This window comes from Paenibacillus sp. NEAU-GSW1 (genome assembly GCF_009737085.1).
Lineage (GTDB): Bacteria > Bacillota > Bacilli > Paenibacillales > Paenibacillaceae > Pristimantibacillus.
Genome location: NZ_WOVL01000023.1, coordinates 1 through 25,419, shown reverse-complemented (window position 1 = coordinate 25,419; position 25,419 = coordinate 1). Strand labels below are relative to the sequence as shown.

Here is a 25,419-nt window from a genome sequence, read left to right as displayed (position 1 = left end):
CTTTTTATCGTAATGCATGTGAGGCGATGACGCGTATTTGACGAATATCGTGGTGCTTGGGCAATACTGGAGGGGGACCTAAAGCAAGTGGAAATAAAAAATAGTTAATTGTGACGAAAGTTTGGCGAATCTCGCATTGACACAGTTCCCCGCCTGGAGTAAATTAAACCTTAACAAATAAGTTTTTATAAATAAAAGGCGCTTGAACGGCAATGTTTGTGCATCAATTCACAAAGTCGTTCGGCCCTACTCGGAATGGGACTCACCGCCCATCCCTCATAAGAGGAGAGGATCTACTGTGGAAGCACTGGCACTGGAACGCAAAGCGGAACAGAACCGTGAGCTGCGTGAACGGCTAATGCAGTTGAAGAAAGAACGTAATGCGATTATTCTTGCTCATTATTATCAGCGGGATGAGATACAGGAAGTGGCGGATTTCCGCGGCGATTCGTTCTTGCTTGCGCAAAAAGCGGCAGAGACAGACGCGGATGTTATTGTATTCTGCGGCGTACATTTTATGGGCGAAAGCGCGAAAATTCTCGCTCCGAACAAAACAGTCATCATTCCGGACGAGCGCGCCGGCTGTCCGATGGCCGATATGGTCAACGTGGACGGCTTGCGGAAGCTGAAAGCGCAGCATCCGAATGCGACTGTCGTAACGTATATCAACTCTTCTGCGGAGATTAAGGCGGAGACTGATATTTGCTGTACTTCGGCAAATGCGCTGAAAGTGGTCAATTCGGTTGAAGGCGACGAAGTGATTTGGGTGCCGGATAAAAACTTGGGCCACTACGTGCAGCAGAATACAGACAAGAAGATGATCATCTGGGAAGGCTACTGCAACACCCATGACATGCTGACGGTCAAAGACGTGGAAGAAATGAAAGCGAAATACCCGAACGCGCAATTCGTCGTTCATCCGGAATGCCGTCCAGAAGTGGTGGCGCTTGGCGATTTTGTCGGCAGTACAACAGCTATTATTAAGTACTGCAAAGAATCCGATTGCCAAGAGTTTATCGTTGGCACGGAAGACGGTACAGGCTACCAGCTTCGTTTAGACAGCCCGAATAAAACCTTCCATTTTGCATCCAAATACTTGGTTTGCCCGAACATGAAAGTGAACAATTTGAAAAAGCTGGTCAAATGCCTTGAGACGATGCAGCCGCAAATCTATGTTCCGCCGCATGTTGCCGATCAAGCTCGTCGTTCCTTGGAGCGCATGCTGCTCGTGAAGTAATGGTAAAGAGATGCATGAAAAGATCCTGACATCAGGACTTTGAGTTCCTCAAAGATCCTTATGTTAGCCCGGAGGCGCCAACCGATATGATTCCTAGATATTTAGTAGACATCAAGCTGGAGGATCTGCCAGTAGTTGATAAAGACGTTATCGTCATCGGGGCCGGCATTGCCGGTCTTTTTACCGCTTTGCGCTCGAGCGGCAGCGGTAACTCGGTGCTTATGATTACGAAAAAATCGCTGCTCGACAGCAATACGAGATACGCTCAAGGCGGCATTGCTGCTGTAATCTCGGAAGACGACTCCCCGGAATACCATCGCCAGGACACGCTTATGGCGGGGGCAGGGCTTTGCTCGGACGAGGCGGTTAACGTGCTGGTGCATGAAGGTCCAAGAGGCGTTAACAACCTGATCACAATGGGCACCCAGTTTGACCTCGAGAACGGCGAGTTTGCGCTGACGAAGGAAGGCGCGCATAGCCAGCGCCGCATTCTGCATGCGAACGGCGATGCGACAGGTTATGAAATCGTGCGCGCGCTTTCGGAGAAAGCGGTGGCCGATTCGAATATTGACGTATGGGACGACCATTTCGTCATCGATTTAGTGACTGAGAATGGCGTTTGCTGCGGCGCGATTGTGCAAAAGCCGGACGGACAACGTTTGTTTGTCCGCGGCAAAGCGACGGTTCTGTGCTCCGGCGGAGCGGGACAGCTGTACCGTTATACGACGAATCCGGATGTTGCGACCGGCGACGGCATTGCCATGGCATACCGCGCGGGCGCGTATATTCAAGACGTCGAGTTTATTCAATTCCATCCAACATCGCTTTGTTATCCGGGTGCGCCTCGTTTTCTCATTTCGGAAGCGGTTCGCGGCGAGGGCGCGGTGCTTCGCAATGTGAAGGGCGAGCGTTTTATGGAACGCTACCATGAGCAGCTTGAGCTTGCGCCGCGTGACGTTGTCGCCCGCGCGATCGTGTCGGAGATGGAAGAAACGAAAGCCACTTACGTATATCTCGACGTTACGCATGAATCGCCGGAGATGGTGAAGCATCGTTTTCCGACTATTTATGAATTTTGCTTGAAATATGGTCTTGATTTGACGACGGATTGGATTCCGGTCGCTCCTGCTGCTCATTATATGATGGGTGGAGTCAAAACCGACTTAAACGGAGAAACCAATATTAAACGGCTATTCGCTTGCGGCGAAGTGTCGTCGACTGGCGTGCACGGCGCGAACCGATTGGCGAGCAATTCGTTGTCGGAAGCGATTGTGTTCGGCAGACGTATTGTGGAGTCGATCAATAAGCTGACGGATCTGGATATTCAGCCGTCGATCGAAATTGATGAATGGCGTACGAGTATCCCGATGCAGGCCGTAGTCGAGAAACGGCTGAAGCTGCAAAAGGTAATGGTCCGTTATGTCGGCTTGAACCGTGATGCGAAAGGGCTGGAAAAAGGGCTGGAGGAATTGAAGCGCCAGCTCCCGATTTTTGACGATGTATTAACGAAGCGGGAAGAGTTTGAATTTGCCAACCTGCTCACTTGCGCGATTCTGACGACTGAAGCGGCGATTCAACGCGAAGAAAGCCGCGGCGCTCACGCGCGCGTAGATTTTCCGGAGCGTGATGACGAGAACTGGCGCAAGCACACCGTTCTGCATCGTTTGCACGGGATGACAGAGGAGCGAATTGTTCATGTATGAACTGAGCAACTATAATGAAGCGTTAAGAGCGCAAATTCGAAGCTGGCTGGCCGAAGATGTCGGCAGCGGCGACATTACGACAGCAACGACGATTCCTGCGGGATCGCAGTCGAAGGCGGTTATCCATGCGAAGGAAAGCGGCGTAATCGCCGGACTTCCGATTGCGAAGCTCGTATTTGAAATTGTCGATCCGTCCATTACGTTCGAAGCGAAAGTGGCGGAAGGCGATCACGTGGAAAAAGGAACCGTGCTTATCGTTGCCGAAGGCAGCACGCATAGTTTGTTGACGGGGGAGCGGCTCGCGCTCAACCTTCTGCAGCGCATGTCGGGCATTGCGACGAAGACGAGCGCTTTCGTTGCAGCTTTAGAAGGGCTCAAGGTACGGCTTGTCGATACGCGAAAAACGACGCCAGGCCATCGGATGCTGGAGAAATACGCAGTCCGTGTGGGCGGCGGCGCCAATCACCGTTTTGGCTTGTATGACGCTGTTATGATTAAAGACAACCATATTAAAGGGGCGGGCGGCATCCGCCAGGCGGTAGAGGCTGCGCGGGCTAACATTCCGCACACGATGAAAATCGAAGTGGAAACGGAATCGCTTGAGCAAGTCGAAGAAGCGCTTGCTTGCGGTACCGATATTATCATGCTCGACAACATGGCTCCGCCGATGATGAAAGAAATGGTAAGTCTAATAAAATCGCGCTCTCCGCAGACAATCGTTGAAGCTTCCGGCAACGTGAACCTGCAAACGATTAAAGGCATTGCAGAGTGCGGCGTTGATGTCATCTCGGTGGGAGGACTCACCTATTCCTTCAACGCGCTCGATATCAGTCTTGATTTGAACGCGATAAAGGGAGGCACAGCGCTGTGATTCTCGTCATTGATGTAGGGAATACGAATATTGTGCTTGGCGTATATAAAGGCAAAGAGCTGCAGCACCATTGGCGCCTAAGCACGAATCGATCGGCAACCGTCGATGAGTACGGCATGAACATTCATAACCTGTTCCATTATGCGGGGCTTAAGCTCGATCAGATGGAAGGCGTTATTATTTCGTCCGTCGTTCCTCCGCTGATGCGCACGCTGGAACAGCTTTGTTTGAAATATTTGCGCAAAACGCCGCTCGTTGTCGGACCAGGCATTAAGACGGGGTTAAACATCCGCTATGAGAACCCGCGCGAGGTTGGCGCGGATCGGATCGTCAACTCTGTTGCCGGCATTGAAAAATACGGCGCACCGCTTATTATTGTCGACTTCGGCACAGCGACCACGTTCGATTATATCGATGCGGGAAGCAACTACTTGGGCGGCGCGATTGTACCGGGTATCGGCATTTCAACGGAGGCGCTGTATCAACGCGCGGCGAAACTGCCGCGCATTGAGCTTGTGAAGCCGAAGAGCGTCATTGGCCGCAATCCGGTGACGTCGATGCAGGCCGGCATTATTTTTGGCTATGCGGGTCAGGTCGACGGCATTGTGAAACGGATTCGAAACGAATTTAAAGTATCGCCGCGCGTAATCGCAACAGGCGGACTTGCAGAGTTAATCAGCGCCGAATCGGAAACGATAGAGGAAGTGGATCCTCTTCTTACGCTGGAAGGATTGCGTATTATTTATGAACGGAACATAGAGTGATATTGAAAAGACAAGCGGTTTTGGGCTCTGCCCAAACCTTGATGTAAGGAGGGCTAGCATGGAACAACGGAATGATGTGCTTGTGCGCGGTACGGCTTGGGGCGGAAAAATCCGCGTTTTTGCCGTTCGTACGACACAGCTTGTGAGCGAGCTGCAGCGCCGTCACGGCACGCTGCCGACTGCGACTGCTGCGCTTGGCCGCACAGCTACGGCCGGCGCAATTATGGGCGCAATGTTAAAGGGCGAAGAGAAGTTGACGGTTCAAGTGAAGGGAAACGGGCCGATTGGACAAATCGTTGTCGATGCGAATGCGCATGGCCAAGTCCGCGGTTATGTGGACAATCCTGATGTGCTGCTTCCAAGCAATGCGCATGGAAAAATTGATGTAGCCGGGGGCGTTGGAACCGACGGCTATTTGCATATTACGAAAGACCTCGGGCTGAAGGAACCTTATCGCGGCAGTGTGCCGTTAATTTCCGGCGAGCTTGCCGAGGATTTCACGTACTATTTTGCGTTGTCGGAACAGACGCCTTCGGCTGTTGGCCTTGGCGTGCTGGTCGACACGGACGGAAGCGTCATTCATGCAGGCGGTTTTATCGTGCAATTGCTGCCTGGTTTAACCGATGCGGAAATTACGCGGCTTGAGCAGGCAATCGGCGCGATGCCGCATGTGACAGCGTGCCTTGAGCAAGGCGAGACGCCGGAGGAGATTTTGCACAGGCTGGTGGGCGACGACCTGCACATTCACGATACAATGGACATCGTATTTCAATGCGCCTGCTCAAGCGATCGCGTAGCGCAAACGCTCGTCAGCTTAGGAGAATCGGAATTGCAGCAAATTATTGAGGAAGACGGAGAAGCGGAAATCGTATGCCATTTTTGCAACGAGGCGTATACCTTTGATCGCGAACAGCTGGAGCAGCTGCTCGAACAGGCGAGACCATAGCTGCTCCATCGTATGGAGGCTTTAAGGGAATGAGAAATTTCGGGGTATTGAAGGCGGTTATCCTTCTGCAGGCGGTATGCATGATTGCGCTTAGCGCGGTCGTCATTGTCAAGCTGTCGCCTTTCGGGAGCGAACCGGAAGGCCGGGACCCGGAGTCAGGCGGCAAGGCAGCTTTAAATGACGGAGCAGAAGGCAACGGCGATTCCATGGAGGAGTCGTCCGCGATTGCTGCCACTGTAGGCGGCGAACCAATCTTAGTCAGTGAGCTTGAGCAGCAGCTGTACAAGCAGTACGGCGATACGGTGCTGCGGACGATGATGGCGCGCAAGGCGATTGATCTTGAAGCGAAGGCGCAGCAGTTAAGCGTGACCGCTGAGGAGCAGGAGCGGGAGCTCACTGTGGCGATGGAAGGCTACGAGAGCGAAGAAGCGTATTATCGAGTTATGCTGGAGCAGCTCGGGATGAACAAGGATGACCTTCTGGAGGAAATGAGATACAAGCTGCTGATTGAAAAAATAGCAATGATGACCGTTCAAGTAACGGACGAGGATGTCGAGCGGTACATTGATGAGCATGCCGATCAATTTGCCGATCAGCTGCAATTCCGTTTGCAGTGGATTGTAACTGCGACTGAGCGGGAAGCGAATGATGTGCTTGCAATGCTGGCGGACGGTGAAAATTTTGCGCTCATTGCCAAAACCTATTCGATCGATGAATTTACGTCCGAATCCGGCGGCGATCTCGGACTGATCGATTCCGACGATCCTTTCTATGACGCAGAGCTGCTGGATACGGCAGGCCAATTGCAAACCGGCGAAATGGCTGGACCGCTAGAGGTTGAGGAAGGCTTTGCGGTCATTCAGGTGACGGAACGGCGAAAGACGGAGGGGCTTTCCGGACGCAAGCTGCAGGAAACCGCGCGCAAACAATTGGCGTTGTCGCGCGCATTGCCGCTGCAGGATATTGAAGATGAGCTGCTATTGAAATATGATGCTGGCAAACGGAAATAATCCGCTTGTCCGGCATCATTTTTTTAGCTTTATAAGACGGAGTTTAACTGGCTATTTGCTCAGCTTATAATTAGTAAAGCGTTTGCGAGTTTGAAGCCAAATTACATTGAAAAGCTATTGACAACCAATACCATCATTAGATAATATGGTATTAGAAAAAACCAACTGATTTAGTCGGAATAAGGAGGATGTTATAACATGGCTAGAATTGTACAAAGCGTAACTGAACTTATCGGTGATACACCGCTTGTCCGTTTGAACCGTCTGGTGCCTGAGGACAGCGCAGAAATCTATGTAAAACTTGAGTATCAAAACCCGGGTTCGAGCGTTAAAGACCGTATCGCAATCAGCATGATCGAAGTGGCTGAGCAAGAGGGCCGTTTGAAACCAGGCGATACAATTGTTGAGCCTACCAGCGGCAACACGGGTATCGGACTTGCTTTGGTTGCAGCTGCAAAAGGCTACAAAGCGATTCTCGTTATGCCTGAAACAATGAGCATCGAGCGCCGCAACCTGCTTCGCGCTTATGGCGCAGAACTCGTTCTGACACCAGGATCCGAAGGCATGAACGGTGCAGTTCGCAAAGCGGAAGAGCTGGCTAAAGAAAACCCTAGCTACTTCATCCCGCAACAATTCAAAAACCAAGCCAATGTGAAAATCCACCGCGAAACAACGGGTCCGGAAATCGTTGAAGCAATCAACTCCCTTGACGGCAAACTGGACGCATTTATTGCCGGTATCGGTACGGGCGGAACGATTTCGGGCGCAGGCGAAGTTTTGAAAAAGAACTTCGACGGCATTAAAGTATACGCAGTAGAGCCTGCTGCATCCCCAATCTTGTCGGGCGGCCAACCAGGCCCTCACAAAATTCAAGGTATCGGCGCCAACTTCGTGCCGGACATCTTGAACCGTGAAGTTTATGATGGCGTTATTACAGTTGAGAACGAAGAAGCTTTCGAAGTTGCGCGCCGCGCAGCTAAAGAAGAAGGCCTTCTCGTCGGCATTTCCTCCGGCGCTGCTATTTTCGCTGCTCTGAAAGTTGCGAAAGAGCTGGGCAAAGGCAAACGCGTCGTGGCAATCGTGCCAAGTAACGGCGAGCGTTACCTGTCGACTCCGCTGTTCAACTTCGACAACTAATATCGCTTTTATCGAAGCTCCTCGTGCCGCTTTTGCGCGGTATGGGGAGCTTTTTGAATTTCGTTGCTCTGCTGGGTGCTCTATATTGGATAAATCCACTAACTTTGGCCTATCCGCCGCATTTCGTCGCCCTATATTGGATTTTTCCACTAACTTAGGTCGAGTCGCCTAAATTCAGCACTCTATATTGGATAAATCCACTATAGCAGCGGCCTCGAGTCTTTTCTTTTGCTTTCCATTTCTGTATACTTAGCAAATCATAATAAGCAATTGATCGGGGGTAAAAGGTGATGTTCACCGCATTTCAGCTGTGGCTCGGGTGGCACGCCGAACAGCAATATACGACGCTTCCGCTGCTCAAGCAGCTGCCGCTTGATACGCTGGCTGTTGATTCCTGGGAAGCTGCATGGAAAGATGCCTCCCCTTACGCATTTGTACTGGAGAGCGGCAAACATGGCCGTTATACGTACTTAGGTCTACAGCCGTCGGGCGTTATTCGCGGTAAAGCAGATCGCGCTGTCGTTACAGACGCTGGCGGGGAGCATGAAGAATGGAGCGGGAAGCCGCTTGAACTGGTTCGCCGCTGGATGGCGCCGTATATCGCGCCGAAGGTCGGCGGCGGCCCGAAATGGACCGGCGGCTGTGTCGGCTATTGGAGCTACGATGTTATTCGTTCCATCGAGCGGTTGCCGGAGCTCGCCGCCGACGATCTCGGCATGCCGGATTATTTGTTTCTGCGAATGGACGAGCTGTGGATCGTCGATCATCAAGAGCAGACATTATACTGCGCCGTTCATACACAGGCGGAACAAGAAGCCGATGAACAGCGTCTGCAGACGCTGTATAAGCAAGCATGCGAGCGGGCGGAAGCCATGGCCGAATATTGGCGCGCGAAAGTGCAGCCAGCTGCCGGCTCAGGCAGAGGCGCCGGCGAAAGCAAAGCTGGCTTGCGCGAGGCGAGAGAGCGGCTAATGCAGGATGAAAGCTTGCAGATCGACATTGAGTCAATGGCCGGCATAACGTCGCCATTTTCCAAACAGGCTTATATGGACGCTGTGCAGCGTATCCGGGACTATATTGCGCAGGGTGACGTATTTCAGGTCAATCTGTCGCTGCGGCAAAGCAGAGCGCTGCATTCGTCGCCGGAGGAGCTCTACGAATGGCTGCGTATTGTCAATCCGTCGCCGTATATGGGCTTTCTGCGCACGCCGGATTTTCAGCTGGTCTCCGCTTCGCCAGAGCTGCTCGTGGAGCAGCGGGACGGCTTCCTCGCTACGCGCCCGATAGCGGGCACCCGCCGCCGGGGCAAGACAGAGGAAGAGGACGCGAAGCTCGCCGATGAACTGCGTTCCAGCGAAAAAGAAATCGCCGAGCACATTATGCTCGTCGACCTGGAGCGCAACGATCTGGGGCGCATAGCCGCATTCGGCTCCGTGAATGTGGAGGAGCTGATGGTCATCGAACGCTACTCGCATGTTATGCATCTCGTATCGCAAGTTGAGGGCCGGCTGGCGGAGGGCAAGGATGCGTACGATGTCATTGCTGCGACATTCCCTGGCGGAACGATTACCGGAGCGCCAAAAATTCGCACGATGGAAATTATCGAGGAGCTGGAGCCGGTACGGAGAGGCTCCTATACCGGCTCGCTCGGATGGATTGACTATAATGGCGATATGGAATTTAATATTATTATTAGAACAATGGCAATAAAAGAAGGCCTCGTTCATATTCAAGCAGGCGCGGGCATCGTCATTGATTCCGTTCCGGAACGAGAGTATTATGAGTCGCTAAACAAAGCGAAAGCGTTATGGAAAGCGATTCAGTTTAGCGAGCATTTTGCTGAGCGGGAACGGGAACAAGAGCAGGAGCGCGAGAGCGAGCGGACAAGTCAAGCTTGAATTTGCTGTATATAGAACATTAGAAGAATAAGGGGGAGTGGAACGATGATACTTGTCATTGATAACTACGATTCGTTTACGTACAATTTGGTGCAGTATTTAGGCAAGCTGGGCGAGGAGGTTGTCGTCAAGCGCAACGACGAGATTGATTTGGCGGGCATTGAAGCGTTGAAGCCGGATCATATTCTGATCTCGCCGGGGCCTTGCTCTCCGAACGAAGCAGGAATCAGCCTGTCGTTGATCGAGCATTTCAAAGGTATCATTCCTATTTTCGGCGTCTGTCTCGGACATCAATCTATAGGCCAAGCGTTTGGCGGTGACGTCGTGCGTGCGGAGAAGCTGATGCACGGCAAAACGTCGGAAATTTTGCATGACGGAAAAACGATTTTTGAAGACATCCCTTCCCCTTATACGGCGACTCGTTATCACTCGCTGATCGTGAAGCGCGAAACGCTTCCAGACTGCCTGGAGATTAGCGCAGAGACGGCAGAGGGCGAGATTATGGGGCTTCGCCATAAAGAGTACCCGATTGAAGGCGTTCAGTTCCATCCGGAGTCCATAATTACGGAGCATGGTTTGACGCTGCTGCGCAATTTCCTTAAGATTCGGACCGGCTCGGCGCGATGAAGATTGGATTCAACGGGATTGTAATGAATGCTGAAGAAGCTGTGATCTCGATATATGATCACGGCTTTTTGTACGGTTTGGGACTGTTTGAAACGTTCCGCACGTACAAGGGAAAACCGTACTTGCTGGAACGGCACTTGCGAAGGCTTGCAGAAGGCTGCCGGGAGCTGGGTATCCGATATGAGGCGAATCCAGATCAGCTCGTCTCCCTAATGGAGCAATTGCTGCAGGCGAACGGCCTGAAGGAGGCTTACATCCGATTGACCGTTTCCGCAGGCCCGGGAGAGCTGGGGCTTCAGACGGATGATTATGAACGGCCGAATGAGCTCCTGCTGATCAAGGCGCTGCCTCCTTATAGCGAAGCGCTGTACAGCGCTGGAAAACAGCTCAAGCTGCTTAAAACAGCGCGCAACACGCCGGAGGGCAGCGTTCGTTTAAAATCGCTTCATTATATGAATAATATAATTGCAAAGCGGGAACTTGCGGCGAGCGGTGCGCCTGCGAACGCCGAAGGCTTAATGCTCAGCGGGGAAGGCTGGCTGGCCGAGGGTATCGTGAGCAATCTCTTTTTTGTGCGGAACGGAAAGGTCTGCACCCCGTCCATTGATATCGGCATACTGCCGGGCATTACCCGTCAGCGGGTTATCGAGCTGGCGAGAGAAGAGGGTTTTACCGTAGAAGAAGGCCGATACAGCTGGGCCGAGCTGCTTCAAGCCGACGAAGCATGGGTCACCAATTCGATTCAAGAGCTGGTGCCGATTACTAGCTTGGCGGGACAGGATTCGAACAGGGCTTCGGCGGCAACTGTCGGTGACGGCAGAATCGGGAACATAACGCAAAGACTGCTAGAGGCATACCGTGCGGATACGGCCAGCGGCGCATAAACGCGCCAAATCAGCGCATCAGGGCTGAAAGGAAACGATTGAACATGAAAATAGCATCGAATCAAGCGGATAATCCCGTATTTTGGAGCCGTTCTTATACATGGGGCAGCGAAAGCGGCAAAGTGCAGCTTGAGCTTGGCAGCCGCACGCTGATCATGGGCATATTGAACGCAACGCCGGACTCTTTCTCTGACGGGGGCCGGCATAACGAAGTGGAGGCTGCCGCTGCGCATGCGGCAGCCATGGTTGAAGCAGGCGCCGACATTATTGATATTGGCGCGGAATCGACGCGTCCGGGCTATGTGCCGATCAGCTCCGAAGAAGAGCTTCGCCGGCTGCTGCCAGTGATCGAAGCGGTGCGCAAGGCTTTGCCGCACATTGCGATCTCGGTTGATACATACAAAGCGGAAACGGCCCGTCGGGCGTTGGAGGCCGGAGCGCATATCATCAACGATATTTGGGGGTTGAGGTATGACCCGTTGATGGCATCGGTGGCAGCCGAGTATGGCTGTCCCGTTGTCATCACGCACAATCGGACAGATTCGGAATATAGCGATCTGGTTGCCGATGTGCTGGCTGATTTGCAGACAAGCATCGACATTGCTCGACAAGCCGGGATAAAAGAAAGCGATATTTGGCTCGACCCAGGATTCGGTTTTGCCAAGAGCTACGAGGATCATCTTAAGCTGATGGGACAGCTTCAGGCGCTTAATGCGCTCGGTTATCCGGTGCTGCTCGGCACCTCCCGGAAACGGTTTATTCGGCAAACGCTTGATCTGCCGGTATCGGAGCTGGCCGAGGGGACAGCGGCGACGACCGCTCTCGGCATCGCGCAGGGCTGTCAGATCGTCCGCGTGCATGACGTGCGGGCTAACGCCCGAACGGCTCGAATGACCGACGCGATCGTATATCCGCGTAATTGAATATAGACGAAGCTGGGGATCGGGGAAGGAAGTTGAACGATGGATACAATGCTTTTGAAGGGCATGCAATTTTACGGCTATCACGGCGTATTTGCCGAAGAAAATAAACTAGGCCAAAAGTTCGGTGTCGATTTGGAACTAAAGCTCGATTTAGAGCAGGCGGCGTCAACGGACGATTTGTCCTGCTCGATTGATTACGCGCAGCTTCACGCATTGACGAAGTCGATCGTGGAAGGGCCTCCGTACAAATTGATTGAAGCTTTAGCCGGCGGCATTGCATCGCGTGTTTTAGAAGCTTATACTATGATAAATGAAGTGACGGTTCGTGTAACGAAGCCAAATCCGCCGTTCGAGATACATTTCGACGGAGTGACGATCGAGCTGCGCAGAAAGCGGGATGCCAATGGAACAATTGCTCCCGTCTAACTTGGGCGGCTTTACGGCGTATATTGCTCTCGGCTCTAATATGGGCGACAGGGAGGAGCTGCTTCGGCAGGCGGTTGAGCGCTTGAACGAGCGTGGCGATATTGAAGTGCTTCGCATATCCTCTCTTTACGAGACCGACCCGGTTGGCTTTACGGATCAGCCGGCGTTTCTAAATATGGCTATAGCGGTACAAACAACGCTAGACCCTATCGCCCTGCTGCGTGTGCAGCTGGAGGAAGAACGACTGTTAGGCCGCGTTCGCGATATTCGTTGGGGACCGCGTACCATCGACCTTGATCTGCTGCTGTACGACAACGTTACGATGGATGGGGCAGAGCTAACGCTGCCTCATCCGCGCATGATGGAGCGGGCTTTTGTGCTTGTTCCGCTCAGCGACGTCATTGCCGGGGATCATCCTCTTCGGAACTCGGTTTCGACGGCTGCGGCAGCGGCGCTTCAGGAAGGAAAGGAAGGCATTGCATTATGGAAAACGATCAACTGGCTCAGCGGGTACGGGCATTCCGGAAGCTGAAGGGCCATACTCAGCAGGAGCTGGCAAAGCTGCTTGGCGTTTCGGTAGCCGTGCTCGGCTCATTGGAGCGGGGGACGCGCAAAGTAGATCCAAAGCTGCTGGCCAGCATTGCGGAGACGCTTGGCGTCAGCTATGAAGAATTAACGGACATAAAGTCGTAATTTAGATGTAGAGGAGAAGCGGCATGCTGAAAATCGGAGACATCGAGATGAAGAACAGAGTCGTACTGGCGCCGATGGCAGGCGTGTGCAATCCAGCTTTCCGACTCATCGCTAAAGAATTTGGAACAGGGCTCGTCTGCGCGGAAATGGTGAGCGACAAGGCGATTTTGCACGGCAATAAAAGAACAATGGAGATGCTGTTTGTAGACGAGCGCGAGAAGCCGCTCAGCCTGCAAATTTTCGGCGGCGATCGGGAGTCGCTTGTGGAAGCGGCGAAAGTTGTCGACCAGCAGACCAACGCCGATATTATTGACATTAATATGGGCTGTCCAGTGCCGAAGGTGACGAAATGCGATGCCGGAGCACGCTGGCTGCTTGACCCGAACAAAATTTATGAGATGGTTTCAGCTGTAGTCGAGGCGGTGAGCAAGCCGGTAACGGTCAAAATGCGCATTGGCTGGGACGATGAGCATATTTTTGCAGTAGACAATGCAAAAGCGGTTGAAAGCGCAGGCGGCAGTGCGGTCAGCGTGCATGGCCGTACACGGGAGCAGCTCTATACCGGCAAAGCGAACTGGGATATCATTCGCGATGTTAAGCAAGCCGTATCCATTCCGGTCATCGGCAATGGCGACGTATTCTCGCCGGAGGATGCGAAGCGCTTGCTTGAGCACACGGGCTGCGACGGCGTAATGATTGGCCGAGGCGCGCTCGGCAACCCATGGATGCTGTACCGGACGATTCAATATTTGGCGACGGGCGAGCTTCTCGCCGATCCGCTGCCGCGCGAGAAGATGGAAGTTGCGCTCTTGCATCTGGATCGTCTCGCCGCATTGAAAGGCGAAGCGGTGGCTGTTCGTGAAATGCGCAAGCATCTGGCGTGGTATTTGAAAGGCTTGCCTGGAGCGGCGCGCGTAAAGGATGTCATTATGGAAGAAACCGGCCGTGAAGGCGTCGTGGAAATTTTGGAACAATACATTGCTTCTTTGAATGAGGAAGCGCTGGCGGGGACGGAAGGAAAAGCGAGCTCGGAAGCCGTTCATTAAACAGACGATTCGGCGGTATTCGACAGATGCTCGCATGAATAGGCTGCGCTGAATTAAAGCGTTTTCAGAAAGCCAATTCCCTTTGATTGACATTCGAGATATCTTTGCATATAATCTTGCAATATACATCAAAGATGCGTCCGCAGCGACTGCTAAAGGCATGACGACTGTGGAACGTAATATATTAAATATCAGTGATTTCATACACCGTATGAAAATTTGTCACACGACAGGAGAATCGGGAAGATGAGCGATAAAGAGATCATTCTGACTCAGGACGGTTTGAAGAAACTGGAAGAGGAATTGGAAAACCTCAAATCGGTTAAACGTCGTGAAGTAGCGGAACGGATCAAAGTGGCAATTGGCTACGGCGATATTAGCGAAAACTCCGAATATGAAGATGCAAAGAACGAGCAAGCTTTTATCGAAGGACGCATTATTACCCTTGAAAAAATGCTGCGCAATGCGCGGATTATCAATAATGACGAAATTGATACGGATACGGTGAGCATTGGCTCGACAGTAACAGTAGAAGACTTGGAATTTGGCGACACGATGGAATATGCTATTGTCGGCTCGGCCGAGTCCGATCCGCTGCAAAACAAAATTTCCAACGAAAGCCCGGTGGGCAAAGCGATTTTGGGCAAAACAAAAGGAACAATCGTAGACGTTAGCGTACCTGCCGGCATCATTCAATATAAAATCGTTGATATTAAGAAATAAGGTTTCTAACTATGGAATTTTGGAAAGCTTCCTTGGCGGAAGCTTTTTGAATATATAAGATTTTATAAGTATTTCACTTATAAATACGCTTATATTTATGAATATTCGTTTTACGATTTGCGAGGAGATGACTGAATTGAGTCAAGAAAATAACGGTGTAGTACAAGAACAGGAGCTTAGCGAGCTGCTGCAAATTCGCAGAGACAAATTGGACGAGCTTCGCGGCTTGGGCGTCGACCCATTCGGAAGCAAATTCGAGCGTACGACTACGGCAAAAGAAATTTTGACCGCATATGAATCCTTGAGCAAGGAAGAGCTGGAGGAGAAAGCGGTTGAAGTAAGCATTGCCGGACGTATTATGCAGAAGCGCGGCATGGGCAAGGCAGCGTTCGCGCACATTCAAGATTTGAGCGGGAAAATTCAAATCTACGTGCGGAAGGATACTGTTGAAGCGAACAAATACGCTGCGTTTGAGCTGCTCGATATCGGCGATATTGTCGGCGTTCATGGCGTAGTATTCAAGACCAATACAGGCGAGGTTTCGGTAAAAGCGAAAGAGGTTGAAGTGCTGACCAAGTCGCTGCTTCCGCTGCCGGACAAGTATCACGGCTTGAAGGACGTAGAGCTTCGCTACCGTCAGCGTTATGTCGACTTGATCGTGAGCCCGGATGTGCAGCAGACGTTCATCTCCCGTTCCCGCATTATTCAATCGATGCGCCGTTATCTTGACTCGAAAGGCTATCTCGAGGTTGAAACGCCAACGCTGCACGCAATTGCCGGCGGCGCTGCGGCTCGTCCGTTCGTTACGCATCACAATGCGCTTGATATGCAGCTGTATATGCGTATCGCCATCGAGCTTCACTTGAAACGGCTTATTGTCGGCGGTTTGGAGAAAGTATACGAGATTGGCCGCGTTTATCGAAACGAGGGCATTTCGACGCGTCACAATCCTGAATTTACGATGATTGAGCTGTATGAGGCATATGCCGACTACAAGGACATTATGGCATTGACCGAGAACCTGATTGCGCATATTGCGCAAGAGGTGCTTGGCACGATGAAAATTACTTATCAAGGCCAAGAAATCGATCTGACGCCGCAATGGCGCCGCGTTTCGATGGTTGATCTTGTTAAAGAAGTAACAGGCGTCGATTTCGGCGCTCAGATGAGCGACGAAGAAGCGCATCGACTGGCGAAGGAGCATAAAGTGCCGGTTGAGCCGCATATGACGTTTGGCCACATTCTGAACGCATTCTTCGAGCATTTCTGCGAGCACACGCTTATTCAGCCTACTTTCGTTACCGGACATCCGGTTGCGATCTCGCCGCTGGCGAAGAAGAACGCTGAGGATCCGCGCTTCACGGACCGTTTCGAGCTGTTCATTGTAGCTCGCGAGCATGCGAACGCATTTACGGAATTGAATGATCCGATCGACCAGCGCCAGCGCTTTGAAGCGCAGCTGGTGGAGAAAGAGCAGGGCAATGACGAGGCGCATGAGATGGATGATGACTTCATCCGCGCGCTGGAATACGGCATGCCGCCAACTGGCGGACTCGGCATCGGCGTCGACCGTCTGGTTATGCTGTTGACTGACGCGCCATCGATTCGCGACGTGCTGCTCTTCCCGCATATGCGCGATCGCGCAGGCGAATAAGCCGAACGAAGCTTTATCGCTACTTCAATGTTCAAACTTAGAGAAGCAATGGGGTTGTCTCATCAGGTCTGCAAAGACTCGAGGCGACCCCCTTTTTTTTTAGTAGCCGGATTACTTGGCATGTCTATTGACCTATACTGGCATTCAGTATAAAGTTGATATGTATTTTTAGGAAAAACTAGGCGTATATTGCTGTCGATATAGAGTCAATTTTGAATGGGAGGATCGGAACATGCGGTTGCGGTTGCGAAATATATTATTATTCAGTTTGCTATTATTTGTGCTTATTCCCGCGATTTCCGGTTATGCTGCAGGAGCCGGCGAGGGCGCAGGCCCGAATCTGCTTCAAAACAGCGATTTTGAGCAAGCCGATCCAGCAGATGCCGGAGCGCCGTTGAATTGGACGAAGGATGTGTGGGTGCAAGGCGACGACGCGACCCGATTCGGTCTGGAAACCGGTGATACGCACGCTGGCGGGAGCGCGATCGTTATCGAGAACCTGCAGCCAAATCATGCGAAATGGGTGCAAAAGCTGGCCGTTGAGCCGGATTCCTATTATCATGTGACGGGCTGGGTGAAAGTGTCCGGTACGGATGCGGCGATGATGGGCGCCAATCTGTTTGTCATGGATGTAGGCTTTGAGTTCCCGCAATTGAAAGATACGGCGGGCGAGTGGAAGCAGCTTGAATTTTACGGCAAGACCGGCCCGAAACAGAAGGAGTTGCGGGTTGCCGCAAGCTTGGGCGGCTACAACAGCTTGAACGTCGGCAAGGCGCTGTTTGACGATTTGTCGATGAATAAAGTAGAGTCTTTGCCCGAAGGGGTGCAGGCATTCTCGCTAGTACCGGCCGATACGTCAAATAATAAAGATGATAAAGAGGCCAAGCCTCCGCAAGTATCCGCGCTTTATGTGCTTTCGCTTTCCGCATTGTTCGCGATTCTGTTCGCTTTTCTCTATCAACGCATGATTAGAGAGCGTTCGCCGCTTGAATCCCGTTCCAAACGCGGCTCGGGCGCGCCGATTATCGGCTGGCTAATCATCGCGCTCGGCTTCCGCGTTTGCGTGTCCGCCGCTATTCCCGGCTACATAAACGATATGAACACATTCATTTATTGGGGCAATGCCGTCGTCGAGAAAGGCATAAGCAACTTTTACAATGGAGAAATGTTCGCGGATTATCCGCCAGGCTATATTTATGTCCTGCACGTGTTGGCACTGATTCAACAGCTGTTTGGTCTTGATTCGACGTCCCGCGCTGCTTTTATGCTGTACAAGCTTCCAGCTATTGCGGCTGATTTGGCTGCTGCATGGCTAATCTTCCAAACGGCGCGCAAAAAGCTGACGGTAACAGCTTCATTTGGCCTTGCGATGCTCTACGTATGGAACCCTGCCGTATGGCTGGATTCCGCTGCGTGGGGACAGGTGGATTCCATCTTTACGTTTCTTCTTATCCTATCTATTCTTCGTATTTTGGACGATAAAATCGAGATCGGCGCGTTATGGTTTGCTATTGCAGTACTAGTAAAGCCGCAAGCGCTCATCTTCATGCCGGTCGTGCTGCTCGCGGTTTGGCATAAACGGGATTGGACGCGTGCGGCGGTCGGAGCTTTGTACGGGATCGCACTCTTCTTCGCGCTTGCGTTGCCGTTCTTCTGGAGCAACGGCGGCATTGGCGGTCTGATCAATCTTTATAAAACGACGCTGGCATCTTATCCGTACGCGACGCTTAACGCATTTAATTTATACACGCTGACCGGCGGGAACTGGGCGGGGATCGATGAAGCTTGGCTTCTTATTCCTTACAGAGCATGGGGAGCCATGGCTATTGGTCTGGCGGTCGTGCTGGCCTTGGTTTACTCGCTTGCAGGAAAGGACAAGTCCAACTTGTCCAAATCGTTCTATATCGCTTCTGTTCTTATTACAGTTATGTTCCTGTTCGGAACCAAAATGCATGAAAGATATATGTTCCCGGCGATTCTTCTCTTCGTGTTTGCGTACATTTTCTCGCAGGACCGGCGCCTGTTGCGCGTGCTGCTCGGGTATAGCATTACGTTCCTGATTAATGTTGGATACGTGCTGCAGTTTAGCGAACAGACGGTCAGAGTGCCGACGGACGGCATTGTCATCGTGACAGCGATTGTCAATTTGGTTCTGTTCGTGTATTTGCTCTATATTGGCTACGATCTCTATATTCGCGGAAGAGTGCAGCTTGTGCCGCCAATTCCGGCAGATGAACAAAGTCGCAGCGACAAGCTGCTGCTGGATGAGGTGCGTGAAGACGGGACGGCTGCAGATGTGCAATCCGTTAAGCTGGGACTGACCAAGAAAGACTGGCTGGCGATGTCGGCGATTACGCTCATTTATGCCGTTGTTGCGTTGTTTAACTTGGGATCGACACATACATTGTCTTCAGGCTGGACGCCTGGAAAGGTCGGTCAAAGCTTCTACGTTGACTTTGGCGAAGAGGTCCAATTGGAGCGGATGAACAGCTTTGGCGGAACGAGAGAGGGTAAATATAAACTTGAATTCGGAGTTGCGCCGGACGGCTGGAACAAGCCGGTTGAGTACGAGCAGAAGGGCGGAGACAGTCTTAAGTGGGTCATTCATAAGCTTGACGAACGAGCGCGTTATGTCAAGATTACCGCACTGACAAGAGAATTCTCCATACAAGAGATAGCCTTCTATGCTCAAGGAAGCGAGAGTCCAATTGTAATTAGCGAAGTCGTTGAGCTGGATGCCGCACCCGCCGCAGCCGATGACACAGCCGACAAGAAGAACCTAAGAGCTCCAGCGCGCCTGTTCGATGAGCAGTCCTCCGCTGCATATACGGAAAACTATATGAACAGCAGCTATTTTGACGAGATCTATCATGGCCGGACGGCGCTTGAGAATATTGAAGGCGTTCGGGCGTACGAAAATACGCATCCGCCGCTCGGTAAGCTGATAATCGCGCTCGGCATCAAGATATTCGGCTTAAGTCCGTTCGGATGGCGGATTATGGGCACGTTGTTTGGCATTGCGATGGTGCCGATTATGTATCTGTTTGCACTGCGTCTGTTCCGCAAGACGGGCTATGCTGCAGCTGCAACAGCGCTGCTCGCTGCGGAATTTATGCATTTCACGCAGACGAGAATCGCGACGATCGACGTTTACGGCGTCTTTTTCATCATGCTGATGTTCTACTTTATGCATAAGTACGTACTGATGAATTTTTACAACACGCCGCTGCGCAAAACGCTGGTTCCTTTGTGTACGGCAGGAGTGCTGTTCGGAATCGGAGTGGCATCGAAATGGATCGTTATTTACGGAGGAGCAGGACTTGCGGTCATGCTGTTCTGGTCGTTGTTCGAACGTTACCGGCAATATGCGGCTGCCAAGCGAGCGATTGCTGCTGGTTCCGGCCAGGAAGACGACGAGAACTTCCGCCGAATCGTTAAGCTTTTCCCGCGAAATACGATCATCACATTGGCGGTTTGCGTCATTTTCTACGTTGCTGTTCCAGCTGTTGTTTACGGTTTGTCGTACATTCCTGTGCTTAACGTTCAAGGCGATGAATATACAGCCCAAAGATTGGTAGACTATCAGAAAAACATGTATCACTACCACAGCGAACTCGTTGCCACGCATCCTTATTCTTCGCAGTGGTGGGAGTGGCCGTTCATGAAGCGGCCGGTATGGTACTACAGCGGCGACGATGTGGCTAATCCAGACTATATTTCGACCATCTCGGCGTTTGGCAATCCGCTTATTTGGTGGACGGGCTTGTTCGCACTGCTTGGCGCGCTGTATTTCAGCTGGAAGCTCAGGGATAAGCGGGTATATGTCATTTGGATCGCTTATTTTTCGCAATACTTGCCGTGGATGCTTGTGCCGCGACTGACGTTCCTTTATCACTATTTTGCTATGGTGCCGTTTATGATTATGGCTATTATTTATATGTTCAAGCTGTACGAAGAGAAGCATCCGGACCGGCAATGGGTTCGCTGGCTGTATGTAGCCGGGGCGGCAGTGCTATTCTTCATGTACTATCCGGTTCTGTCGGGTTTTGAGACGGCGAGATGGTACGCGGCGGTTTTGAGCTTGTTCGATTCATGGGTGTTTTTTAGTTAGAGCAATGAGCGATCAAAGATCCTGATGTAAAGGGAAGTGATAGGCATGCAGGCCAAATACAGCATTATCGTGCCGATGTATAACGAAGAAGAGGTTATCGGGCATACGTACACAAAGCTTAAGGAAGTTATGGACGGGTACGGCGAATCGTACGAGCTTATTTTCATCAACGACGGGAGCAGGGATCGGACAGTTGAAATTGTGGACGGCATTTGCCGCAATGACCGGAACGTGCGGCTCATTAATTTCTCCCGGAATTTCGGTCATCAAATCGCAATTACGGCCGGAATGGATTATGCGCACGGCGAAGCGGTTATTATTATCGATGCCGATTTGCAAGATCCGCCGGAAGTGATGCTGCAAATGATTGAGAAGTGGAAAGAAGGCTACGAGGTCGTATACGGCAAACGTCTGAAGCGAAAAGGAGAGACGGCGTTTAAAAAACTAACGGCAATGATGTTCTACCGGACGATGAGAAGCATGACCAACTTCGATATTCCGATGGATACGGGCGATTTCCGGCTCATTGACCGGAAGGTTTGCGACGTGCTTCGCGGGCTTAAAGAAAAGAATCGTTTCGTGCGGGGGCTTGTCAGCTGGGTCGGCTTCAAACAGACGATGGTTGAATATGTGCGCGAGGAGCGGTTCGCAGGCGAGACCAAATATCCGCTCAAAAAAATGATCAGCTTCGCGCTCGACGGCATCACCTCGTTTTCCTATAAGCCGCTGAAAATCGCAACGTACATCGGGTTCGCATTGTCCATATCGAGTTTCGTTTATTTGATGGTTGTCTTGGTGGAGAAATTGTTCACGAATGCAACACAGCCGGGCTGGACGTCGATCGTCGCTACGAACCTCTTGTTTAACGGCATCATTCTCATATTGCTTGGATTGATCGGAGAATACATCGGCCGAATCTACGATGAGTCGAAAAATCGGCCATTATATATCGTGAGAGAAACGCAAGGATTCGAACGTGAGGATCGCAAGCAGGATATAGGAGTGGAAAGAGAACGCGAATATGTCCGCTAAAAGAACGGAGCTGTCTCAGGTTAAAAGGCAGGAGACGGCAAAACGCAAAGCGCTGCTGCAATTTCTGCTCTTTAACTTGGTCGGCCTTATCAATACGGCGGTCGACTTTGCGGTGTACAGTCTTCTCGTGTGGGCGGATATGAATTACATGGCCAGCCAGGTAGTCTCTTATCTCGCAGGGATGGCAAACAGCTATTTGATGAATTCGAAAATAACGTTTCGCAAACCGTCTGCTGAGCGTGTCGAGTCTGTATTCGACAAAGCGCAGGCGGTTCGTTTTGTCATGCTGAATATGGTGGTGCTCGGAGTCGGCTTGGCGCTGCTTTTTGTGGGGAAAGACACCCTTGGATGGCATGCGATTGTCGCGAAGATTGTCGTAACCTGTATAACGGTGGTGCTGAATTTTGTCGGGAGCAAATGGTGGGTTTTTAGTCCTGAAAAACGGTTTGAAAAAGACGATGAAAATCGTTGACTTCTATTTGCTACTAATTGTAGAATAGGTCTTGCGAACCGGTTGAAAATGGAAGAAAAAAGCGGTTCTGCTAGAAACCAATGCATATGCCATGTTAATAGCAAACCATTCGAAAGGGTGGGACGCAAAGTCAGGAGTCTAAGGCGTTCACTCTACTGCTAAGTGAATGCTATGATCGTCCGATTGCCATGAATATGACTATTCTCAAGTCGGTTGTTTAGCCGATTTGAAGAAGAATCTTATTTAATGGGAGTGAATGAAGAATGAGGCTAAAAGCGTTGCTTGCTAGCTTGTTAGTTGTTTTTATGGTGTTTAGCGCTTACGGCGCAGTATGGGCGTACGGAGGCGGAGGTAACGAAACTAATGCCTGCTCGGGTACTTACAAGAAGATTGATGATGTAGACCGTGATGATGGCGGCAAAACATTCCCTATCAAGAATGGTAATGATATTGTGGCCAATGTTACTTTTTCCAATGACATTAAATCAATCGACTGGTCTGAAGTAAACAGCAAGTATGAAGTAACCTGCGTTTTCGTAAAGGGTGCGGATAACGGTAAATCTTATCCAATCGAAGACGAAGAAAGTAGCGGTTCGGGTTTGAAGTCGCCGTTGAAAAATGGCAGATATCCAGATATTAGCCATGTGAACGTGTACTACAAATTAAAACCGGTAGCTACTCCTACACCGTCAGCATCGCCAACACCAACTGCAACACCGATACCAACGGAAGCGCCAACAGCAACACCGGTACCAACAGAAGCGCCAACGGCAACACCGGTACCAACAGAAGCGCCAACGGCAACACCGGTACCAACGGAAGCGCCAACAGCAACACCGGTACCAACGGAAGCGCCAACGGCGACACCGGTACCAACGGAAGCGCCAACGGCGACACCGGTACCAACGGAAGCGCCAACAGCAACGCCGGTACCAACGGAAGCGCCAACAGCAACGCCGGTACCAACGGAAGCGCCAACAGCAACGCCGGTACCAACGGAAGCGCCAACAGCAACGCCGGTACCAACGGAAGCGCCAACAGCAACACCGGTACCAACGGAAGCGCCAACGGCGACACCGGTACCAACGGAAGCGCCAACGGCGACACCGGTACCAACGGAAGCGCCAACGGCAACACCGGTACCAACGGAAGCGCCAACAGCAACACCGACGGCAACGCCAGAGACGACATTGCCGCCAGAGTCGACACCGACGCCAGAGTCGACACCGACGCCTGAGTCGACGCCGACACCACAGACGACGCCAAGACCAACGTTCGTACCTGATCCAACTGCAACACCAACGCCTGAAGCGACAGCAACTCCAGAGTCGACAGTAGCGCCTACTTCTGCGCCAACGCCAACTTCTACGCCTGACGAAGAAGTGATTATTGACGAAGAAGAAGGTCCATTGGGTCCAGTTGAAACGACTGGCACTGAGGGAACTGGCACTGGGGAAACTGTAACTGAAGGCGCTGCGACTGGCAGCGAAGGTACAGCGAAACCATCTGCGGAACCAACCACAGCAGTTGGTGGCGATGCAGTGGAAGTAAAGGAAGAAGTTCCTTTGGGCGCATTGCCGAAAACGGGTGAATCCAGCTCGTTGCCAATTTACTTTGCAGGCGCTTCGCTTGCATTGCTTGGCGGATTTATGCTGATCCAAAGAAAACGCAAAGCATAGATTATACGTAATTATCAAGGGAGATTAGTCAATTAGACTAGTCTCTCTATTTTTTTGCATTTTTAATAGTTTTAGTGTTGCAATTTTCATAGAATATGGTAATCTAGTACTAGATAAAGCTAAATCACGATAACGGCAAACCTATCGAAAGGTAGGGACGCAAAGCTACAGGGCCTTCCGTATGATGGCAGCCAGCTACCGAAAGAATGAGCTTTTTTTATTTTCACAAAAAGCGAACGAATGTTCGAAACTTTATACGATAATAGCAAACCTATCGAAAGGTAGGGACGCAAAGCTATAGGGCCTTCTCCGAAAGGGATGGCAGCCTAGCCGCCGAAGGGAGTTTTACTCATGCGTAAGCTTTTTCTTATGCTAGCAGCTGTATTCGTACTCACAACATCGATCCAAGTAACGACAGCATCCGCTAATGCAGAAGAGAAATGGTTGGATACTTCGAAACTGAACAATGGTGTGGTAAGCGTAGCGTACGATGTAAAGTCGGACGTGAAAACAAAAGTGATGATCACTAAGGGCAATGAGAAATATACATACAGCTTGACGGATGCAAAAGAAAACTTTCCTCTTCAACTGGGCAACGGTGATTACACCGTATCGGTTCTGGAGAACACGTCGGGCAATAAATATAAAGTAGTAAGCAAAGAAGAAGTAAGCTTGGAACTGGACGATACAAACACTGTATTCTTGAACTCGATCCAAAACGTAAAATGGAACAGCTCGAACAAAGCGATTCAAAAAGCGAAAGAGCTGACAGCTAACAAGAAAACGGATAGCGAGAAAGTTAAAGCGATCTACAACTATATCGTAAACAATGTTTCGTATGATTATGATCTGGCAGCTAACCTGCCAACTGACTACCTGCCTAACATTGACCGTACGCTGAGCTCGAAGAAAGATATCTGCTACGGATACTCGGCTCTTTTTGCAGCTATGCTGCGCAGTGTAGACATTCCTACAAAGCTGGTAATGGGCAACACAACTTACGTGAAACAATACCATGCATGGAACGAAGTTATGTTGAACGGCGAATGGGTCATCGTTGATACGACTGTTGATGCCGGCCTGAAAAAAGCAAACAAGAAGTATGAGTTTGCTAAAGAAGCTTCGAAGTACACAACAGCAAAAGAATACTAATAGTACGGAAGAAGAAGTAGAAGGGCTTTGCGTGTTGAACGCAAGGTCCTTTTTTAATTATATTAATGAAGAAAAAGATAAACTAAAAAACTTTAAAAAAAGACTTGCAATGGTATAGGCACCCGTGATATATTATCTAAGTCGCCGCTGAAACACACGACGACGAGAACGAAATAAATTGTTCTTTGAAAACTGAACAACGAGCGAAACTGCCCTTACGAATGGCTCGCCATTCGTGAGAAAAGCGATAAAAACAAAGTAATGAGCAAGTCAAATTCTGACCGGGATTTTCCGATCAGCCTTCGGCTGGACAATCGGAAAACCCTTTCTATGGAGAGTTTGATCCTGGCTCAGGACGAACGCTGGCGGCGTGCCTAATACATGCAAGTCGAGCGGATCTGATGGAGTGCTTGCACTCCTGACGATTAGCG

General features: G+C 51.0%; 22 protein-coding genes, 1 rRNA gene and 3 riboswitches. All 23 genes read left to right on the top strand.

Features of this window, described 5'->3' with window-relative positions; translation table 11 throughout:
* Window positions 1-298 precede the first annotated feature (298 nt).
* Window positions 299-1,237 (top strand): quinolinate synthase NadA, encoded by a 939-nt coding sequence (gene nadA / locus GOM71_RS17265; RefSeq protein ID WP_367649672.1) that lies wholly within the window; start codon window positions 299-301, stop codon window positions 1,235-1,237.
* 86 nt (window positions 1,238-1,323) lie between these two features.
* Window positions 1,324-2,940, top strand: coding sequence for an L-aspartate oxidase (gene nadB / locus GOM71_RS17260; protein WP_156283293.1), 1,617 nt, complete (start codon window positions 1,324-1,326; stop codon window positions 2,938-2,940).
* On the top strand, window positions 2,933-3,811 hold the full coding sequence (gene nadC, locus GOM71_RS17255) for a carboxylating nicotinate-nucleotide diphosphorylase (protein WP_156283291.1): 879 nt from the start codon (window positions 2,933-2,935) through the stop codon (window positions 3,809-3,811). Before nadB ends, nadC begins: the two co-directional genes overlap by 8 nt.
* Complete coding sequence (locus GOM71_RS17250; protein ID WP_367649671.1) at window positions 3,808-4,575, top strand: type III pantothenate kinase; 768 nt, start codon at window positions 3,808-3,810, stop codon at window positions 4,573-4,575. The genes nadC and GOM71_RS17250 overlap by 4 nt, the downstream gene beginning before the upstream one ends.
* Window positions 4,576-4,633: 58 nt before the next feature.
* Window positions 4,634-5,521: an Hsp33 family molecular chaperone HslO gene (gene hslO / locus GOM71_RS17245; RefSeq protein WP_156283289.1), complete on the top strand. Its 888-nt coding sequence runs from the start codon at window positions 4,634-4,636 to the stop codon at window positions 5,519-5,521.
* Window positions 5,522-5,550: 29 nt separating this feature from the next.
* Window positions 5,551-6,531, top strand: a complete 981-nt coding sequence (locus GOM71_RS17240) for a peptidyl-prolyl cis-trans isomerase (RefSeq protein ID WP_156283287.1) — start codon at window positions 5,551-5,553, stop codon at window positions 6,529-6,531.
* Between the two features lie 198 nt (window positions 6,532-6,729).
* Window positions 6,730-7,668, top strand: a complete 939-nt coding sequence (cysK, locus tag GOM71_RS17235) for a cysteine synthase A (RefSeq protein WP_156283285.1) — start codon at window positions 6,730-6,732, stop codon at window positions 7,666-7,668.
* A gap of 290 nt (window positions 7,669-7,958) precedes the next feature.
* On the top strand, window positions 7,959-9,566 hold the full coding sequence (locus GOM71_RS17230) for an anthranilate synthase component I family protein (RefSeq protein WP_156283283.1): 1,608 nt from the start codon (window positions 7,959-7,961) through the stop codon (window positions 9,564-9,566).
* Between the two features lie 45 nt (window positions 9,567-9,611).
* Window positions 9,612-10,193, top strand: a complete 582-nt coding sequence (pabA, locus tag GOM71_RS17225) for an aminodeoxychorismate/anthranilate synthase component II (protein WP_156283281.1) — start codon at window positions 9,612-9,614, stop codon at window positions 10,191-10,193.
* On the top strand, window positions 10,190-11,077 hold the full coding sequence (gene pabC / locus GOM71_RS17220; protein WP_156283279.1) for an aminodeoxychorismate lyase: 888 nt from the start codon (window positions 10,190-10,192) through the stop codon (window positions 11,075-11,077). Before pabA ends, pabC begins: the two co-directional genes overlap by 4 nt.
* Before the next feature lie 44 nt (window positions 11,078-11,121).
* On the top strand, window positions 11,122-12,000 hold the full coding sequence (gene folP / locus GOM71_RS17215) for a dihydropteroate synthase (protein ID WP_156283277.1): 879 nt from the start codon (window positions 11,122-11,124) through the stop codon (window positions 11,998-12,000).
* Window positions 12,001-12,039: 39 nt separating this feature from the next.
* Window positions 12,040-12,426 carry a dihydroneopterin aldolase gene (folB, locus tag GOM71_RS17210; protein WP_156283275.1) on the top strand — a complete coding sequence of 129 codons (387 nt, stop codon included), beginning with the start codon at window positions 12,040-12,042 and terminating at the stop codon, window positions 12,424-12,426.
* Window positions 12,404-12,958 carry a 2-amino-4-hydroxy-6-hydroxymethyldihydropteridine diphosphokinase gene (gene folK / locus GOM71_RS17205; protein WP_173275751.1) on the top strand — a complete coding sequence of 185 codons (555 nt, stop codon included), beginning with the start codon at window positions 12,404-12,406 and terminating at the stop codon, window positions 12,956-12,958. Before folB ends, folK begins: the two co-directional genes overlap by 23 nt.
* On the top strand, window positions 12,910-13,119 hold the full coding sequence (locus GOM71_RS17200) for a helix-turn-helix domain-containing protein (protein WP_156283273.1): 210 nt from the start codon (window positions 12,910-12,912) through the stop codon (window positions 13,117-13,119). The genes folK and GOM71_RS17200 overlap by 49 nt, the downstream gene beginning before the upstream one ends.
* Before the next feature lie 23 nt (window positions 13,120-13,142).
* Entirely contained in the window at window positions 13,143-14,165 is a 1,023-nt protein-coding gene (gene dusB / locus GOM71_RS17195; RefSeq protein ID WP_156283271.1) for a tRNA dihydrouridine synthase DusB, read from the top strand.
* Window positions 14,166-14,411: 246 nt separating this feature from the next.
* The gene (gene greA / locus GOM71_RS17190; RefSeq protein ID WP_156283269.1) at window positions 14,412-14,888 is read left to right on the top strand and encodes a transcription elongation factor GreA; all 477 of its coding nucleotides are present in this window, start codon (window positions 14,412-14,414) and stop codon (window positions 14,886-14,888) included.
* A 136-nt stretch (window positions 14,889-15,024) separates the two neighbouring features.
* Window positions 15,025-16,542 (top strand): lysine--tRNA ligase, encoded by a 1,518-nt coding sequence (gene lysS / locus GOM71_RS17185; protein ID WP_156283267.1) that lies wholly within the window; start codon window positions 15,025-15,027, stop codon window positions 16,540-16,542.
* A 232-nt stretch (window positions 16,543-16,774) separates the two neighbouring features.
* Window positions 16,775-20,653, top strand: a complete 3,879-nt coding sequence (locus GOM71_RS17180) for a phospholipid carrier-dependent glycosyltransferase (RefSeq protein ID WP_156283265.1) — start codon at window positions 16,775-16,777, stop codon at window positions 20,651-20,653.
* Window positions 20,654-20,698: 45 nt separating this feature from the next.
* Window positions 20,699-21,685: a glycosyltransferase family 2 protein gene (locus GOM71_RS17175; protein WP_156283263.1), complete on the top strand. Its 987-nt coding sequence runs from the start codon at window positions 20,699-20,701 to the stop codon at window positions 21,683-21,685.
* Entirely contained in the window at window positions 21,675-22,157 is a 483-nt protein-coding gene (locus GOM71_RS17170; RefSeq protein WP_156283261.1) for a GtrA family protein, read from the top strand. The genes GOM71_RS17175 and GOM71_RS17170 overlap by 11 nt, the downstream gene beginning before the upstream one ends.
* 89 nt (window positions 22,158-22,246) lie before the next feature.
* Window positions 22,247-22,348: riboswitch (cyclic di-GMP riboswitch) on the top strand.
* Between the two features lie 72 nt (window positions 22,349-22,420).
* Window positions 22,421-23,836 carry an LPXTG cell wall anchor domain-containing protein gene (locus tag GOM71_RS17165; RefSeq protein ID WP_156283259.1) on the top strand — a complete coding sequence of 472 codons (1,416 nt, stop codon included), beginning with the start codon at window positions 22,421-22,423 and terminating at the stop codon, window positions 23,834-23,836.
* 124 nt (window positions 23,837-23,960) lie between these two features.
* A riboswitch (cyclic di-GMP riboswitch) is annotated at window positions 23,961-24,039 on the top strand.
* A 51-nt stretch (window positions 24,040-24,090) separates the two neighbouring features.
* Window positions 24,091-24,174, top strand: a riboswitch (cyclic di-GMP riboswitch).
* 13 nt (window positions 24,175-24,187) lie between these two features.
* Window positions 24,188-24,988, top strand: a complete 801-nt coding sequence (locus tag GOM71_RS17160) for a transglutaminase-like domain-containing protein (RefSeq protein WP_156283257.1) — start codon at window positions 24,188-24,190, stop codon at window positions 24,986-24,988.
* A gap of 327 nt (window positions 24,989-25,315) precedes the next feature.
* A 16S ribosomal RNA gene (locus GOM71_RS17155) occupies window positions 25,316-25,419 on the top strand; the annotation flags it as partial.

Excerpts from the sequence above, each read along its gene's own strand:
- nadB (WP_156283293.1), top strand. The coding sequence starts at position 1,324 with ATGATTCCTAGATATTTAGTAGACATCAAGCTGGAGGATCTGCCAGTA.
- nadC (WP_156283291.1), top strand. The coding sequence starts at position 2,933 with ATGTATGAACTGAGCAACTATAATGAAGCGTTAAGAGCGCAAATTCGA.
- hslO (WP_156283289.1), top strand. The coding sequence starts at position 4,634 with ATGGAACAACGGAATGATGTGCTTGTGCGCGGTACGGCTTGGGGCGGA.
- GOM71_RS17240 (WP_156283287.1), top strand. The coding sequence starts at position 5,551 with ATGAGAAATTTCGGGGTATTGAAGGCGGTTATCCTTCTGCAGGCGGTA.
- cysK (WP_156283285.1), top strand. The coding sequence starts at position 6,730 with ATGGCTAGAATTGTACAAAGCGTAACTGAACTTATCGGTGATACACCG.
- GOM71_RS17230 (WP_156283283.1), top strand. The coding sequence starts at position 7,959 with ATGTTCACCGCATTTCAGCTGTGGCTCGGGTGGCACGCCGAACAGCAA.
- pabA (WP_156283281.1), top strand. The coding sequence starts at position 9,612 with ATGATACTTGTCATTGATAACTACGATTCGTTTACGTACAATTTGGTG.
- pabC (WP_156283279.1), top strand. The coding sequence starts at position 10,190 with ATGAAGATTGGATTCAACGGGATTGTAATGAATGCTGAAGAAGCTGTG.
- folP (WP_156283277.1), top strand. The coding sequence starts at position 11,122 with ATGAAAATAGCATCGAATCAAGCGGATAATCCCGTATTTTGGAGCCGT.
- folB (WP_156283275.1), top strand. The coding sequence starts at position 12,040 with ATGGATACAATGCTTTTGAAGGGCATGCAATTTTACGGCTATCACGGC.
- folK (WP_173275751.1), top strand. The coding sequence starts at position 12,404 with ATGGAACAATTGCTCCCGTCTAACTTGGGCGGCTTTACGGCGTATATT.
- GOM71_RS17200 (WP_156283273.1), top strand. The coding sequence starts at position 12,910 with ATGGAAAACGATCAACTGGCTCAGCGGGTACGGGCATTCCGGAAGCTG.
- dusB (WP_156283271.1), top strand. The coding sequence starts at position 13,143 with ATGCTGAAAATCGGAGACATCGAGATGAAGAACAGAGTCGTACTGGCG.
- greA (WP_156283269.1), top strand. The coding sequence starts at position 14,412 with ATGAGCGATAAAGAGATCATTCTGACTCAGGACGGTTTGAAGAAACTG.
- GOM71_RS17180 (WP_156283265.1), top strand. The coding sequence starts at position 16,775 with ATGCGGTTGCGGTTGCGAAATATATTATTATTCAGTTTGCTATTATTT.
- GOM71_RS17175 (WP_156283263.1), top strand. The coding sequence starts at position 20,699 with ATGCAGGCCAAATACAGCATTATCGTGCCGATGTATAACGAAGAAGAG.
- GOM71_RS17170 (WP_156283261.1), top strand. The coding sequence starts at position 21,675 with ATGTCCGCTAAAAGAACGGAGCTGTCTCAGGTTAAAAGGCAGGAGACG.
- GOM71_RS17165 (WP_156283259.1), top strand. The coding sequence starts at position 22,421 with ATGAGGCTAAAAGCGTTGCTTGCTAGCTTGTTAGTTGTTTTTATGGTG.
- GOM71_RS17160 (WP_156283257.1), top strand. The coding sequence starts at position 24,188 with ATGCGTAAGCTTTTTCTTATGCTAGCAGCTGTATTCGTACTCACAACA.